This is a genomic window from Halobaculum limi (assembly GCF_029490015.1).
In the GTDB taxonomy this organism is placed as follows: Archaea; Halobacteriota; Halobacteria; order Halobacteriales; family Haloferacaceae; genus Halobaculum; species Halobaculum limi.
Map to the genome: position 1 here is coordinate 2,314,419 of NZ_CP120468.1, position 14,529 is coordinate 2,328,947.

Annotated in this window: 16 protein-coding genes; 6 read left to right on the forward strand and 10 right to left on the reverse strand. The window is 66.9% G+C overall.

The window, feature by feature from the left end:
- Nucleotides 1–46 precede the first annotated feature (46 nt).
- Genes P0D77_RS11675 through P0D77_RS11685 form a run of 3 tightly spaced genes read right to left on the reverse strand, consistent with a single transcriptional unit; the run spans nt 47 to nt 1,471 of the window.
- A complete protein-coding gene (locus P0D77_RS11675) occupies nt 47–520 on the reverse strand; it encodes a PUA domain-containing protein (protein WP_277553254.1) in 474 nt (157 codons plus the stop codon).
- Nucleotides 517–1,014 carry a LabA-like NYN domain-containing protein gene (locus tag P0D77_RS11680; protein WP_276236991.1) on the reverse strand — a complete coding sequence of 166 codons (498 nt, stop codon included), beginning with the start codon at nt 1,012–1,014 and terminating at the stop codon, nt 517–519. The genes P0D77_RS11675 and P0D77_RS11680 overlap by 4 nt, the downstream gene beginning before the upstream one ends.
- Before the next feature lie 25 nt (nt 1,015–1,039).
- Nucleotides 1,040–1,471, reverse strand: a complete 432-nt coding sequence (locus P0D77_RS11685; RefSeq protein WP_277553255.1) for a hypothetical protein — start codon at nt 1,469–1,471, stop codon at nt 1,040–1,042.
- A gap of 89 nt (nt 1,472–1,560) precedes the next feature.
- Here P0D77_RS11685 and P0D77_RS11690 point away from each other — a divergent pair, with 89 nt between their 5' ends.
- Together P0D77_RS11690 and P0D77_RS11695 are read left to right on the forward strand one after the other, a co-directional pair.
- Nucleotides 1,561–2,067: a nucleoside deaminase gene (locus P0D77_RS11690; RefSeq protein WP_277553256.1), complete on the forward strand. Its 507-nt coding sequence runs from the start codon at nt 1,561–1,563 to the stop codon at nt 2,065–2,067.
- Between the two features lie 87 nt (nt 2,068–2,154).
- On the forward strand, nt 2,155–3,147 hold the full coding sequence (locus P0D77_RS11695; protein ID WP_277553257.1) for a PhzF family phenazine biosynthesis protein: 993 nt from the start codon (nt 2,155–2,157) through the stop codon (nt 3,145–3,147).
- 79 nt (nt 3,148–3,226) lie between these two features.
- On the opposite strand, the gene P0D77_RS11700 is transcribed toward P0D77_RS11695, so the two are convergent.
- Nucleotides 3,227–3,760: a hypothetical protein gene (locus P0D77_RS11700; protein WP_277553258.1), complete on the reverse strand. Its 534-nt coding sequence runs from the start codon at nt 3,758–3,760 to the stop codon at nt 3,227–3,229.
- Between the two features lie 201 nt (nt 3,761–3,961).
- On the opposite strand from P0D77_RS11700, the gene ppsA reads away from it, so the two are divergent.
- The 3 genes from ppsA to P0D77_RS11715 all read left to right on the forward strand — a co-directional run bounded on the left by ppsA (nt 3,962) and on the right by P0D77_RS11715 (nt 8,112).
- Nucleotides 3,962–6,292, forward strand: a complete 2,331-nt coding sequence (gene ppsA / locus P0D77_RS11705) for a phosphoenolpyruvate synthase (RefSeq protein ID WP_277553259.1) — start codon at nt 3,962–3,964, stop codon at nt 6,290–6,292.
- A 42-nt stretch (nt 6,293–6,334) separates the two neighbouring features.
- The gene (mfnA, locus tag P0D77_RS11710; protein ID WP_277553260.1) at nt 6,335–7,432 is read left to right on the forward strand and encodes a tyrosine decarboxylase MfnA; all 1,098 of its coding nucleotides are present in this window, start codon (nt 6,335–6,337) and stop codon (nt 7,430–7,432) included.
- 122 nt (nt 7,433–7,554) lie between these two features.
- Nucleotides 7,555–8,112, forward strand: a complete 558-nt coding sequence (locus tag P0D77_RS11715) for a YqaA family protein (RefSeq protein ID WP_277555792.1) — start codon at nt 7,555–7,557, stop codon at nt 8,110–8,112.
- A gap of 30 nt (nt 8,113–8,142) precedes the next feature.
- On the opposite strand, the gene P0D77_RS11720 is transcribed toward P0D77_RS11715, so the two are convergent.
- The 5 genes from P0D77_RS11720 to P0D77_RS11740 all read right to left on the reverse strand — a co-directional run bounded on the left by P0D77_RS11720 (nt 8,143) and on the right by P0D77_RS11740 (nt 11,074).
- Nucleotides 8,143–9,243: a DNA-methyltransferase gene (locus P0D77_RS11720; protein ID WP_277553261.1), complete on the reverse strand. Its 1,101-nt coding sequence runs from the start codon at nt 9,241–9,243 to the stop codon at nt 8,143–8,145.
- 67 nt (nt 9,244–9,310) lie between these two features.
- Nucleotides 9,311–9,667: a winged helix-turn-helix transcriptional regulator gene (locus tag P0D77_RS11725; protein WP_277553262.1), complete on the reverse strand. Its 357-nt coding sequence runs from the start codon at nt 9,665–9,667 to the stop codon at nt 9,311–9,313.
- Between the two features lie 108 nt (nt 9,668–9,775).
- On the reverse strand, nt 9,776–10,066 hold the full coding sequence (locus P0D77_RS11730) for a DUF7964 domain-containing protein (RefSeq protein ID WP_277553263.1): 291 nt from the start codon (nt 10,064–10,066) through the stop codon (nt 9,776–9,778).
- Nucleotides 10,067–10,144: 78 nt separating this feature from the next.
- Entirely contained in the window at nt 10,145–10,516 is a 372-nt protein-coding gene (locus P0D77_RS11735; protein ID WP_277553264.1) for a SpoIIAA family protein, read from the reverse strand.
- Between the two features lie 81 nt (nt 10,517–10,597).
- Nucleotides 10,598–11,074: a YbaK/EbsC family protein gene (locus tag P0D77_RS11740; RefSeq protein ID WP_277553265.1), complete on the reverse strand. Its 477-nt coding sequence runs from the start codon at nt 11,072–11,074 to the stop codon at nt 10,598–10,600.
- Nucleotides 11,075–11,376: 302 nt separating this feature from the next.
- On the opposite strand from P0D77_RS11740, the gene metG reads away from it, so the two are divergent.
- Entirely contained in the window at nt 11,377–13,461 is a 2,085-nt protein-coding gene (gene metG / locus P0D77_RS11745) for a methionine--tRNA ligase (protein WP_277553266.1), read from the forward strand.
- 179 nt (nt 13,462–13,640) lie between these two features.
- On the opposite strand, the gene P0D77_RS11750 is transcribed toward metG, so the two are convergent.
- A complete protein-coding gene (locus P0D77_RS11750) occupies nt 13,641–14,492 on the reverse strand; it encodes a VOC family protein (RefSeq protein WP_277553267.1) in 852 nt (283 codons plus the stop codon).
- Nucleotides 14,493–14,529 lie beyond the last annotated feature (37 nt).

Sequence of the window (14,529 nt, forward strand, 5' to 3'; positions counted from 1 at the left end):
TCTGTCCCCGAGAGGGGAACGCGGGTACCCGCCCCCCGAGGGCCGGTCACTCCGGGCCGGCCCCCGATCTCACTTTCACCGCCATCCCCGACGAGAAGTCGCGCATCTCCGCGGCCGCCAGTTCCGCGCGACCGACGCCGAGTACCGTGCCGTCTTCGTGGACGACCACCACCTCGTCGCGCGGGCGGACGCTGTCGCCGACGTCGCTCACGAACTTGGCGAACACGTTCTTGCCGTCGCGCACGAACGGCGCGGACTCGTCGCCGACGACGACGCTGTACTCGGGGTGCGGGAGCGCCGACCGAAGGCGACGACCGCCTTCGACGCCGAGCGTGAAGCGGCCGTCCGTCCCGTACGAGACGATGCGGCCAGCGTCACACGTCACCTGTCGTGGCCGCCCACTCGTCGACCGGCGGACGGTGAGGTCCTCGTCGGTCGAGAACAGCGCCTCGCCCGCGCCCGCGCCGAACTGGTAGTCTGCAGCAGTCTGCAGGTCGTCGATGGTGGTGTCACCGCTCATAACAGGAAGGTGTCCTCGCGTTCGGACATGTCGATGAAGGAGTCCGCCGCCGCCTTCAGGTCCGCCGCCGCCGACTCCTCGAAGGCGACGACCTCGACGCGGACGCCCTCGTGGCGGAGGTGCGAGCAGAGTCGCGAGAAGTCCGCGTCACCGCTGCACAGAACGAGTGTGTCGACGTGGTCCGCCAGCGTCACGGCGTCGAGGCTGATGCCCACGTCCCAGTCGGCCTTCTTCGACCCGTCACCGAACGTCTTGATGTCCTTGATCTTCGTCTCGAAGCCGATGTCGCGAAGCGCCTCGAAGAACGACTCCTCGTCGGGGGAGTCGGCGCGGATGACGTACGCGATGGCGCGGGTGAGTTCCCGCCCCATCACCGCCTTCTCCAGCATCATCGAGTAGTCGACGTTGCGCGAGTAGACGCTCTGGGCGGAGTGATACAGGTTCTGCGAGTCGGCCAACACGGCCACTCGCTGCCCTTCGTGTATCTCGGTCATTGTCCCTTCTCGTGTGACCGTCCGTTTAGTCGTGTCGGGGTCGGTCGCGACGGAGACGGGTCGACAAGACGTACACGAGCGACGCGAGCGCCGGAACGAGCATTCCGGCCCACAGCAGTTGCGTGACGGGGTCCGGAGGAGCGAGCGTCGCCACCGTGACGAACGAGACGAGGCCGCCTGCCGCGAGTGAGAGGATCGCGAGTTCGCGACGTGTCCGCCGACTCGACCGCTCACGTCGCCGTGCAACGACAGCCACGTAGTAGAGGCCAATCGGCCACATCGCGACCGAAGCGACGCCCCACAGCGTCGGCAGCGACACGTCGCGGGCCCGTGCGTCGACGATGACGGCGTACGCGACTGCGAGCGTCGAGGCGGTCACTGCGACCCCGCCGACGGTCGCGAACCACGCGGCGAACGCGAGCGGAACCGCTGGAGGGAACGCTGGATCGGAGACCATCACGTCCGACCAGTGAGGCGAGGCCCGTAACTGTTCGGCCGGCCGTCGACTGCCGATAGGTACACAATAGCACGATGCGTACGGCGAGTATGGGCACGCCGACCGAGCGACTGCCGGAGCGATTTGCGGACCTCGACCACGAGGCGCACGTCCGGGAGTGTCTAGAACTGGCGCGAAGCGCCGCCGAACGCGGTGACGACCCGTATGGGTCGGTGATCGTTCGCGCCGCCGACGGAGCAGTGATTATGACCGAGCGAAACGCCGTCAACACCGCCGACGACGTGCGACGCCACCCCGAACTGACGCTGGCACATCGGGCCGGTCGGGAGTTCTCGCCCACCCAGCGACGCGACCTCGTGATGTACACCAGCACCGAACCCTGCCCGATGTGTGCGGGCGGCATCGCCCACGTCGGCCTCGGCGCAGTCGTCCACAGCACCTCCGCCGAACGCGCGGCCGAGTTGTACGACCGCGACACGTACCTCGACTCTGCGACCGTGTACGAGCGTCTCGGAAGCGACGTGGTCGCCGCCGGACCCATCCTTCCCGAGGAGGGCGACGGCGTGCACCGCGTCGTCGGCGGGGCGACGAACTGACCGCACGACGGCGACGAGAATCGGAGCGCACCAGTCGACTGGCACGGACCACGTGGTGTTTTGACGCGACGGGCCCGAGGTGTGGCTATGACCGACACGGACGACGCCGCGGCGAGCGACGGAGTCGACCGCCGAGAGGCGGCACTGGTCGACGCGTTCACCCACGACCCCACGGCAGGCAATGCCGCCGGGGTCGTACCGGACGCCGACGGCCTCGCGACCGACCAGATGCAAGCCATCGCACGCGAACTCGCGGTTAGCGAAACCGCCTTCCTCCTGCCGTCTTCGGAGGCCGACCGCCGTGTGCGCTACTTCTCACCGACGACGGAGATAGATCTCTGTGGCCACGCGACAATCGCTTCGCACGCCCGCCTGTTCGAGACAGGTGTGATCGACGCCGGGACACACTCGTTGGAGACGAACGTCGGCGTCATCGACGTGGAGGTGACCGACGAGGGCCGCGTCTGGATGACGCAGAACGACCCGACCATCTACGAGGTAGAAGTCGACTACGACCGACTGGGGCGTGTCCTCGGTGTCGACGACAACGCCTTCCGCGACGTGGGCGCAGACCTCCCGGTGGCGTACGCCACCTCCGGACTCCCGTTCCTCGTCGTCCCGGTCAACTTCCTCGAACACCTCGGCAAGATGGCCCCTGACTTCGACGCGGTCGCCGCCCTCGCGGACGAACACGACGCCGCCGGCGTGTACGCGTTCACCTTCGACGCCCTCGGGCCGGAGGCGACCGTCCACGGCCGCTGTTTCGTCCCCGGAAGCGGCATCGACGAGGACCCCGTGACCGGCACCGCCAGCGGTGCCTGCGGTGCGTATCTCGACCACTTCGGCGCGTTCCGCGGCGGCGACGCGAGCGATGCGCCGGGCACGCCGACCGGCCCCGGCGAGTCGACAGGAACACCCGAGGAACTGGTGTTCGAACAGGGGCACTTCCTCGACCGGCCGGGTCGCGTCCGGGTGCGCGCGACCGGCGGCCCCCCGGTCGTCGGCGGCGACGCAGTCACGTCGTTCGAGGGAACGATCCGAGTTCCCGAGAGCGAGGACGACGAGATTCTGGAAGCCTGACAAGGGCCGACTGCGCGCGTTCCGATTCGCTGTTCTGTACTGCGGTTTTACTCGAACAGTCTGATTCGCAGAAACCCGCCTACGAGCGGTCGTTCTCGCGCCTCGCGGCTGCGAGTGCGTCTTCTGGTGACCGGTCCGGCCTCGCCCCCGGATTCGCGGCGAGGTACGCCTCCGCGTCGGCGATGGTGTCGCCGTTCTCCAAGCCGTACGACCGCGCGGTTTCGGCCGAGGCGCTGGCGTCGACGACCTCCGGTACGTCGGCCATCTCCTCGGCGTCTTCGGCGACGTGGCGGCGCACGATGATGGCAGCCGTCACCGCGGCGACGAACACGCCGACGGCGATACCGAACGTGTCCCAGACCAGCCATCCGGCGGCGGGCAAGCCGATAGTGGCCACCGGGACGAGTGCCAACAGGATTCGGCGACGCGACCGCGCGCGGCGCTGGTACGTCCGGACGACCGACGACCCCGCGCCCGCCGGGACGACGCGGTGGACCGGCCCGGTGTCGCCCGGATAGCGCAGGACGTCCCAGCGGTCGGCCGCGGCCGCCGCGAGATACGGTTCCTCCGGCGGGTCGTCAGACGCTGTGGACGACCCGGGTGAGTCGCTCATACTGACGCTGTGAACCCCCGCGTCGAAAACCCCGCGGGTCGCGGTGGCGACCACCAATTCCACCCTTCCACCGCCTCGTATGTCCGAACGCGAGACGGGACGAGCGACGGCGAGAGGTACTCAAAACCGAGTACAGACTTCGAGACGGTTGCGCCGGTCGGAACCTTCTTGATGTAGGTGTCTGTCCGTTTTCGTACGAAAATGGCTGTACTTTGGCTGGACGACGTCTCCGCCGACGACCTGGACACCGTCGGCGGAAAAGGGGCCTCGTTGGGGGAACTGACTGGCGCGGGCCTGCCGGTCCCGCCGGGCTTCGTGGTCACCGCGGGCACCTATCGCACGTTCATCGAGGAGGCGGGTATCGACGAGGAACTGTTCGCCGCGATGGACATCGACCCCGAGGACTCGGCGGCGCTTCGCGCGGCCGAGCAGACCGCCCACGATCTCATTCTCGGGACGGAAATGCCTGAGTCCGTCCGCTCTGAGATCCTCGACGCCTACCGCTCGGTCGGCGGCGATGGCGAGGCGTTCGTCGCCGTCCGGTCGTCTGCGACCGCCGAGGACCTGCCCGACGCCTCCTTCGCCGGTCAGCAGGAGACGTTCCTCAACGTCCGCGAGGACGCCCTCATCGACCGCGTGAAAGAGTGCTGGGCGTCGCTGTTCTCCCAACGCGCCATCTACTACCGCCAGCAGAAGGGGTTCCCGCACAGCGAGGTCGACATCGCCGTAGTCGTCCAGCAGATGGTCGACGCCGAGAAGTCGGGCGTGATGTTCACGTCCCACCCCTCCACGGGCGAACCCGAGATCATCATCGAGGCGGCGTGGGGACTCGGTGAGGCGGTCGTCTCCGGGTCTGTCTCGCCGGACAACTACGTGGTCGACCGCGAAACTGCGGCGGTCGAGACGGTGACCGTCGCCGACAAGAAACTCCTGATGGAGAAAGATCCCGAGACGGGCGAGACGGTCAAACGCGACGTGCCCGCGGAGAAACGCGAGGCGCAGGTCCTCGGCGACGCCGAGATCGAACGCCTCGTCGAACTTGGGCGGCAGGTCGAGGACCACTACGGCACGCCGCAGGACGTGGAGTGGGCGGTGTACGACGGCGAGGTGTACATGCTCCAGTCGCGGCCGATCACGACCATCTCCGAGCCTGCAGGGACGACCGACACGAGCGCCGTCGCCGACGAGCGAGAGGCGGCGACGAACGGCGGCGTCGACGCCGATACTGGCTCGCAGGCCGCCGACTCCTCCGGTGAGGACGAGGTGCTCCTGCGAGGACTTGGCGCGTCACCGGGCATCGTCTCGGGAAATGTCCGTATCGTGACAAAACTCGACCACCTCGACCAGGTCGCGGAGGGTGACCTCATCGTGACCGAGATGACGATGCCCGACATGGTGCCCGCGATGAAGCGTGCGGTCGGCATCATCACCGACGAAGGTGGGATGACCAGCCACGCAGCCATCGTCTCCCGCGAACTCGGCGTGCCCGCGGTCGTCGGAACGGGGTCGGCCACCAGCGTCCTCTCGGACGGCCAGACCGTCACCATCGACGGCGACAAGGGGACCATCCGGCGGGGCGAAATCACCTCGACCGAGGAGGAACACGAACCCGTCGAGGCAGTCCGTCCTGAGACGCCGGTCAAGCCGATGACCGCGACGGAGGTGAAGGTGAACGTCTCCATCCCCGAGGCCGCAGAGCGTGCGGCCGCCACGGGCGCGGATGGCGTCGGTCTCCTCCGTATCGAGCACATGGTGTTGTCGCTGGGCGTCACGCCCGAGAAGTACATCGCCGACCACGGCGAAGACGCGTACGTGGAGGAACTCGTCTCGGGCATCCGCGAGGTGGCCGAGGAGTTCTACCCGCGACCCGTCCGCGCGCGGACGCTCGACGCGCCGACCGACGAGTTCCGCGAGTTGGAGGGCGGCGAGACGGAACCCAACGAACACAACCCGATGCTCGGGTGGCGCGGCATCCGCCGGTCGCTCGACAAGCCGGACGTGTTCCAACAGGAGTTGCAGGCGTTCAAGCGCCTCTACGAGATGGGGTACGACAACGTCGAACTGATGTTCCCGCTCGTCAACGACGCCAGCGACGTTGAGGCGGCCGTTGAGCACATGCGAGCGGTCGGTATCTCCCCAGAGAAGCGCCGTTGGGGTGTGATGATCGAGACGCCCGCGAGCGCACTCTGCATCGAGGAACTCGCCGAGTGCGGCATCGACTTCGCCTCCTTCGGGACGAACGACCTCACCCAGTACACGCTCGCGGTCGACCGCAACAACGGCAACGTCGCCGACCGCTTCGACGAACTCCATCCCGCAGTCCTCTCGCTCATCGGTGACGTCATCGACACCTGCCGCGAGATGGACGTCGACACGAGCATCTGCGGGCAGGCTGGCTCGAAGCCTGCGATGGTCGACTTCCTCGTCGAGAAGGGCGTCACTAGCATCTCCGCCAACATCGACGCCGTCCGCGACGTGCAACACGAGGTCAAGCGGACCGAACAGAAACTCATCCTCGACGACATCCGGTAAGAAGCGGAACCCACAAGTTCCGTTCGCGTCCTTTCATCTCCAATGCAGTCGCCCGTGCCCGAGCGTCGCCCGCAGTCGTTCGACCGGGTACTCTCCTCGATGTGCACCGAGCCGCATCCGGCGGCCAGGCGCGCCGCCGAGCGGTTCCTCGCGACGAACCCCGGCGACCCCGCGACGTACCCGACGGTCGCAGAACTGGAACGCGAGACCATCGCGGGCCTCGCCGACCTGACCGGCCTCACCGACGCCGTCGACGGAACGGACGCCGACTTCGGGTCGCTTGGCTACGTCACCAGCGGCGGCACGGAGTCGAACATCCAGGCGGTTCGGGCCGCCCGCGACCGCGCCGACGCACAGTCGCCGGTCGTCGTCGCGCCGGAGTCCGCGCACTTCAGTTTCCACAAGGCTGCGTCGGTCCTCGGCGTCGACCTCCGCACCGTCCCGACCGACGCGGACGGCCGCGCAGACCTCGACGCCGTCGCCGCCGCCGTCGACGACGACACAGCGCTCCTCGTCGGCGTCGCCGGGACGACCGAGTACGGTCGCGTCGACCCCATCCCCGCACTCTCCGATATCGCGGTCGACGCGGAGATTCCACTCCACGTCGATGCCGCGTGGGGCGGCTTTTACCTCCCGTTCTCGGGGCACGACTGGGGGTTCGAGGTGGACGGCGTCTCGACGGTGACGGTCGACCCACACAAGGTCGGACAGGCGGCCGTGCCCGCGGGCGGCCTCCTCTCGCGCGAGCGGTCGACGCTCGATTCGCTCGCGGTGGAGACGCCGTATTTAGAGACGGCGTCACAGGCGAGTCTCACCGGCACGCGGTCGGGCGCGGGCGTCGCCAGCGCCGCCGCTGTGATGGACGAACTGTGGCCCGACGGCTACCGCGCGGAGTACGACTGCGCGATGGAACTGGCGACGTGGCTCGCCGACCGCCTCCGGTCGCGCGGCCTCGACGTTGTCGACCCCGAACTGCCGCTGGTGGCGTTCGACCTACCGGACTCGGTGTTCGCTGATCTTCGCGGTCGCGACTGGCGACTGTCACGAACGGGTGCAGACGAGGCGCGCATCGTCGTGATGCCACACGTCACTGAGGCGTCGCTATCGGCGTTTCTCGCCGACCTCGACGACTGTCTGTAGGCGACGCGTCGCCAGTGTGACGGGAAACCTCGCCGGGAACCACGGGACTTATTCTCCGCTACACCAGCCATTCGACTGTGACACTCGTCCCCGCAGTCCTGGCGGCCCCGGTCGACCCGACCGTGGCCCTTCTCGTCTCCGAACCGGGGTTCTGGCCGCAGTTCGACTGGCTGACCCGACTCGTCGAGACCGCTACTGGCTGGGTCGGACTCGGAATCATCTTCGTGTACTCGTTCCTCATCGCGTTCGCGCTTCCGGGCGTGAGCGAGATCGTGTTGCTCGCGCCGCTCGATCTGGGACTACCGACGTGGGCGAAACTCTCGGTCATTATGTTAGTGTCGGGCCTCGGAAAGGCCGCAGGCTCGGTGTTCGCGTTCCACATCGGCCAAGAGGCGAAGCAGTCGGGACCGGTCATCCGGTGGATGCGCAACTCCCGATTCAACATCATCGAACTGTCCGAGAGCGCGACCGTCGAACTCGCTCGACGGTTCGGATACGCCGGCCTCGCACTGGCGCTGTGTGTGCCGTTCTTCCCCGACACGCTCTCCATCTACGCGTTCGCCGTCCTCGAACGCGACTACGTCCGGTTCGCCGTCGCGACGTTCATCGGCAGCGTCGGCCGTCTACTGGTGACGCTCGGACTGTTCGGCGTCGGGTCGTTCACAATCGGCTTGTTGTGAGCACTGCGGGTCGACTACGTCTCCACTGATTCATTCATCGCCGTCAAGTGCCTCGTGAGTGACGCGGTAGCCGCCCGGGCTTCGTGAGATGGCACTCGCCGCGTACAGCCGAATGTCTCGTTCGCGTTTCGTCACGACCGGGAACTGGTAGTGAGTCGCTTCGTAGGATGGTCGCTCGTCGCGGTCGGCGACGAACGCCCGATGGTCGCGGAGGCGACGCTGTCCGCGTTCGCGTGAGAACGCCGGGATTGTCTCGACGCGGTCGGCGAAGTCCGCGAGGAACTGCCGGTCGTGTTCGACGCCGACGGAGTCGCGTCCGGCGGTTATCGCGGCGACGGTCGTCGTCCCGGTCCCCCAGAACGGGTCGAGGACGCGGTCGCCGTACGCCGAGAACATACAGATCAACCGGTAGGGGAGTTCCACCGGGAACGCCGCCGACCGCTCGCGTGAGCCCGTCGCGTCGAGCGCTTGTTCGACGCCGCGGAGGTCGTCCCAGGTGTCCGAGAACCAGCGGTTGCGCTCCTCCCAGAAGTACGCCGACGCGTAGCGTGCGGGGTCGCCAGCGTCGAACGAGCGGCGCCCACCGTTGCGAAACACGAGGACGTGTTCGTGTTCGAGTGTGACGTACGCGTTCGGCGGGAGCGTCCCACTCCCCATGAACTTCGTCGGCGCGTTCGTCGGCTTACGCCAGAGGATACCCGGCAATCGGTCGAGTCCCGACCTGATCAGCGTGTCCGCAATGCGAGTGGCGTTGTCCCACAGACGGAAGCGCCCGCCGAGCGACCGCGTGGCGTCGCCGACGTTCACGCAGGCGATGCCGCCCGGCGCGAGCACTCGTGAGAGTTCGCGCCACGCGGGTGCGAGCGTCTCGTGCATCGCGTCGAACGCGCGTTCGGCGGCGGCCTGGTCGCCGTCCTCCGCGGCAGACAGCGCCGTCAACAGCGACGGATCGAGCGACGAGAACAGGTCGTCCCACTGCTCGACCATCGGGTACGGCGGCGAGGTCACGACGAGGTCGACGCTGTCGTCGGCCAGTGGGAGTTCGCGAGCGTCGCCGACGCTCACGGCGTGTGTCGTCGTGAACGTCTCGTCGACGCCGGGCACGCCGCGCAGGTCGTCCTCGTCGGTCATCGAGTCACCGACTACACCGCCTGCGAGCGCACTAGTAAAGCCCCGTGATGTGCGTGTCGCCGAGCGACTACTCGGCGCAGGCTTCGAGCCACTCGCCAGCCCACGCCTCGACCTCGTTGAACACCGGCGAGAGCGACTCGCCTTTCGCCGACAGCGAGTAGTACGTCGCCACCGGCGCGTCGGGTTCCATCCGCTTCTCGACGAAGTCCATCTCCCGGAGGTCGTCGAGGACGCGCGAGAGCGTCCGGGCGCTCGCGTCCGTCGAGCGCTTCAGTTCGTTGAATCGCTTCTCGCCGTCCTGCAAGTCGTGAAGCACGACCAGCCGCCACCGGGACCCCACCTGCTCGATCGCGTCGACGATCGGACACGGGCCCGCATCGACCGACTCAACAGATTCCGCCGTTCGTGCTTCTTCTACTGCCATCGACGGCTTAACGGCTGCCCGGCATATAGCAGTTCGCATCCGAACCGGGTTACGAACGATAACTAGCTGTCACGATGCGACTGGTGATGGTCGGCGCTCGGTCGCCGGTCACTCCTCGCTCTCGCGTGCCGCCCGCCGCGCCTCCCACGACTTCAGACTGTTACGAACCGCCGCGAGGTCTTCGGGGTCGCCCGCCTCGCGTCTGTCGACGACGCTCCACCCCTCGTCGGGGTCGTAGCCGAGGCCGAATATCGTCTCGCCCGCCTGAACCGCCAACGCCCGGATGTCGTCGTCGTCGACACCGAGCGGTGCCGCCTCGGTGACGCTGTCTGCGTCACGAAGTGCCTGTAACTCAGCCGAACGGAGCGGTCGCGCCGGTAAGGATTCGAGAATCGCCATACCGGCGGGAGGACGGCGACCGAGTTCAACGGTTCGACTCAGACCGCCCAACGGCGGGACAGAAGCCGGCCCCGGGTTTCAAACCGTGATTCCTTCGCTGACCCAGTCCCAGGCCTCGTCGCGGTCGTCGTGTTCGAAGAACTCGACCTCGACGCTGGTGAGTAGGTCGGCGACCGCCGTCGACCATTCGAGAAGCCGTCCTTCGCCGACGATGGCGTACCGATAGATGTCGTCGCTGAACTGGCGCCACAGCTTCAGATCGTCGTCGAGTGCCTCCAACTCCGGACGCGGAATCCCGTCGAACTCGACGTACAGGCGCACCGAACCGTGTTCGCGGACGCGTTCGTCCATCTCGTCGCTGAGCGCCTGGAAGTCCTCTTCGGTGACCTGATCGGTGAAGCCGACGGCGAGTACCGGTCCCTCGTTGCGGTCCTCGATGTATCGGAACATACGTTCGCTGTGTCTCCGGCCGCGGTCATTGAACCCACCGCGGATTCTCACCGTACCGGATTCGGTATCGCGCTATCCGATTTATGTAGGCTCGAACGCGTCCACCGGTTCGGGCTCTGCGATCCGCCGCAGCGTCGCCGGAGACAGTTCGAACACGGCGTCTGGCGTTCCAGCAGCAGCCCAGATCTGGTCGTGGGAGCGGAGCGACTCGTCGAGATACGTCGCCACCGGTGTCTCGTGTCCGAACGGCGGTACGCCGCCGATGCTCCATCCGGTCGCACGTTTCACTTCGTCGGGGGTCGCGGTCCGAACTGTTTCCGCCCCGAGTTCGGCGGCGAGTGCGTCGGTGTCGACGCGGTTGTCCCCGGCGGTGAGAACGACGACCACCTCGCCGTCGACGACGACGACGATGCTTTTCACGATCTGTGCGACCGAACAGCCGATAGCGACGGCCGCATCTCGGGCGGTCTTCGTCCCCTCTGGGAACTCCTCGATGGATGGTTCGAGTCCGTACGCTGCGTGGACACGGTCGGCGAACTCGGCTGCTGTCGGGTGCATACTACCGCGATCCGTCGCCTCCGACAAGTAGGTGAGCGGATGCGACTTGTTCGCACGGGTCCGGTGAACTGAAGCCCGAGAACTCCCACGTCTCGGTCGATGACCCACTCGACGCTCTCGATGCGGATGCGACGGCGCGTCAGCGTCGGGTGGAGCGTTCGCGTTCGGGCCGACTCGTAGTGGGGTCGCCTCGGGCGGAACGTGAACCCTGTCGCGGCCAGAGCGAACAGATCGGCGTCCACGGGCGGGGATCGTTCGCCCGATTCGGCGGGCTTTAGGCCCGCATCCACCACACCACATCTATGAGCAGCCAGGACACCCACGAGGCGTTCCCGACGGACGCGCCCGCGGTGGTCACGTGTGGGTTGCCGTACGCAAACGGCGACCTCCACATCGGCCACCTCCGCACGTACGTCGGCGGCGACGTCTACTCGCGAGCGCTCGAATCGCTCGGCCAAGACACCGCGTTCGTCTGCGGGTCCGACATGCACGGCACGCCCATCGCCGTGCAGGCCATTCAGGAGGGCATCGACCCCGAGGAGTTCGCCCTCGAGTGGCACGAGCAGTACAAGGAGACGTTCCCGAAGTTCGGCGTCGACTTCGACAACTACGGCCACACCCACGACGACGCGAATCGGGAACTCACCTACGAGATCGTCGAGAAACTGGAGGAAGAGGGGTACGTCTACGAGAAGGAGATCAAGGTCGCGTGGGACCCCGTCGACGAACAACCGCTTCCCGACCGCTACGTCGAGGGCACGTGCCCGTACTGTGGGGAACACGCCCGCGGTGACGAGTGTGACGAGGGCTGTGGTCGCCACCTCGAACCCGGCGAGATCGAAGACCCTGTCTCGACCATCTCGGGCAACCCCGCCGAGTATCGCGACCGCGCACACAAGTTCTTCGAGGTCTCGGAACTCGCGGAGTACCTCGACGGCTTCCTCGACCGAGTGGAGGGAACGAGCAACGCCCGTAATCAGCCGCGACAGTGGCTTGAAGACGGTCTGCAGGATTGGTGTATCACCCGCGATCTGGACTGGGGCTTCGACTACCCCGGCGAAGACGACCTCGTCCTCTACGTGTGGGTCGACGCACCCATCGAGTACATCGCCTCGACGAAGCAGTACACCGACCGCGTCGGCGCGGACGTGTACGACTGGGACGAAGCGTGGCGCGAGGACGGCGATATCGTCCACATCATCGGCCGCGACATCATCCAGCACCACACCATCTTCTGGCCCGCGATGCTCCACGTCGCCGACTTCCAGGAACCGCGTGCCGTGATGGCGAGCGGCTTTATGACGCTCGGCGGGAAGGGCTTCTCCACCTCCCGGAACCGCGCGGTGTGGGCCCGCGAGTACCTCGACGAGGGCTTTCACCCGGACCTCCTGCGCTACTACCTCGCCACCAACGGCGGGTTCCAACAGGACGTCGACTTCTCGTGGGAGAAGTTCCGCGACCGCGTCAACACCGAACTCGTCGGTACGGTCGGCAACTTCCTGTATCGCTCCCTGCTGTTCGCGTACCGCAACTACGAGGGGACGCCCGACGCAGAGGTCAGCGACGAGGTCGAGGCCCGCATCGAGGAGGCCATCGACGACATCGCCGCCGGTGTCAACGACTACTCCGTGCGCGCCATCGGACAGGCGACGACCGACCTGGCCCGCTTCGGCAACGAGTACATCCAGCGTGAGGAGCCGTGGAACCTCGTCGGCGAAGACGACGAGGCGGCCGCGCAGGTCATCCGCGACTGCGTGCAGATCGCGAAGGCCATCGCCGTCCTGTTCGAGCCAATCGCCCCCGGCAAGAGCGAGGCACTCTGGACGCAACTCGGCGAAGACGGCTCCGTCCACGACGTGACGACCGACGCCGCCCTCGAGGCGCCGCCGCGCGAGTTCGACGCGCCCGAAGAACTCTACGAGAAGATCGAAGACGAACGCGTCGAAGAACTCAACGAGAAACTCCAGTCGCGCGTCGCCGAGGCGACCGCAGACGACGCGGAAACCGAAACTGACGAGGGAGACGACGATGACGCTGAGGACGTGAGCGACATCGAACCCGTCACCGACGACCGTATCAGCTTCGAGGAGTTCCAGGACCTGGACCTCCGCGTGGGTGAAATCCTCACCGCAGACCCCATCGAAGACTCCGACAACCTCGTAAAACTCACCGTCGACATCGGCGTCGAGGAGCGTCAGATCGTCGCCGGCATCCAACAACTCCACGACACCGACTCGCTGCCCGGGACGAAGGTCGTCATCGTCGCAAACCTCGAGAAGGCCGAACTGTTCGGCCACGAGTCCAACGGGATGCTCCTCGCCGCCGGCGAGGACGCCGACCTCCTGACGACGCACGGCGACTCGGCCATCGGCACGAAGATTCGGTAAGCGTCGCCGACACGGTTTCGCTGTTTGGCGGTTTCTCTCTCCGATTTCGACCGGTAGCGACTGATTCGCGCCTTTCCCCTTCGACCGCCGGATGGTCCCTACAGACTGCTGATACACCAGATACTGCGATACAAAATCGGCAGATTCCCAGAGAGCGCAGGTCCGGCAGCGAGGCGCCGTCAGTCGGCGCGTATCCGAATCCGGATCCCGTCGGGGTCGCTGACGAGGAACGAGTCGTCCGAGTCCTCGTCGACGCGTGCACCGATGCCAGCGAGTCGATCACGCGCCGCGTCGACGGCGTCCTCGTCGGGAACGACGACCGAAATCTCCACGAGTCCCCGTCCTGAGACCGGATCAGACCGGCGGTTCCACGTGTTGAGACCGACGTGGTGGTGGTAGCCGTCGGCGGCGACAAACAGGGCTTCGTCGGCCCATCGCTGGCGCACGTCGAACCCGACGCCGTCGACGTAGAACGCCTCGCTGTCGTCGAGGTCGGTCACTTCGAGGTGGACGTGTCCGACAGCCGTCTCGGACGGAGCGCTAGCGTCCGCCGCCCCCGCCCGGTCTGCGAGGAGGGCGTCGGTGTCGAGCGGAAGCGTGTCCATCTCTACGCGGCCGTCCGTTTCGGGCCACTCCTCGCGCGGGCGGTCGCGGTACAGTTCGACGCCGTTGCCCTCGGGGTCACGAAGATACAGCGCCTCGCTCACGCGGTGGTCCGATGCGCCGGTGAGTTGGTCGCCGGAGGCCTGTATACGGTGAAGCGCATCGCCGAGCGCCGCCCGCGAAGGGAACAGAAAGGCGGTGTGGAACAAGCCGGCCGCCCGTGGCGGCCGTTCGTCGGCGTCGGGGTCGGCTTCGAGGACGAGCAGCGAGCGGTCGTCGGTGCCGAGAACGGCGCGGTCGCTCGTCCGGTCGAGCACCGCGAGTCCGACCACTTCTCGGTAGAACGCGAGTACCGCGTCGAGGTCGGTGACGGCGAGCGTGACCCGGTCGACGTAGGTGGTCGACCCAGTCGGATGAGGAACTGTCATCGTCTCACTCGTGTGCGGCCAGTCAGATAGCGTTGCC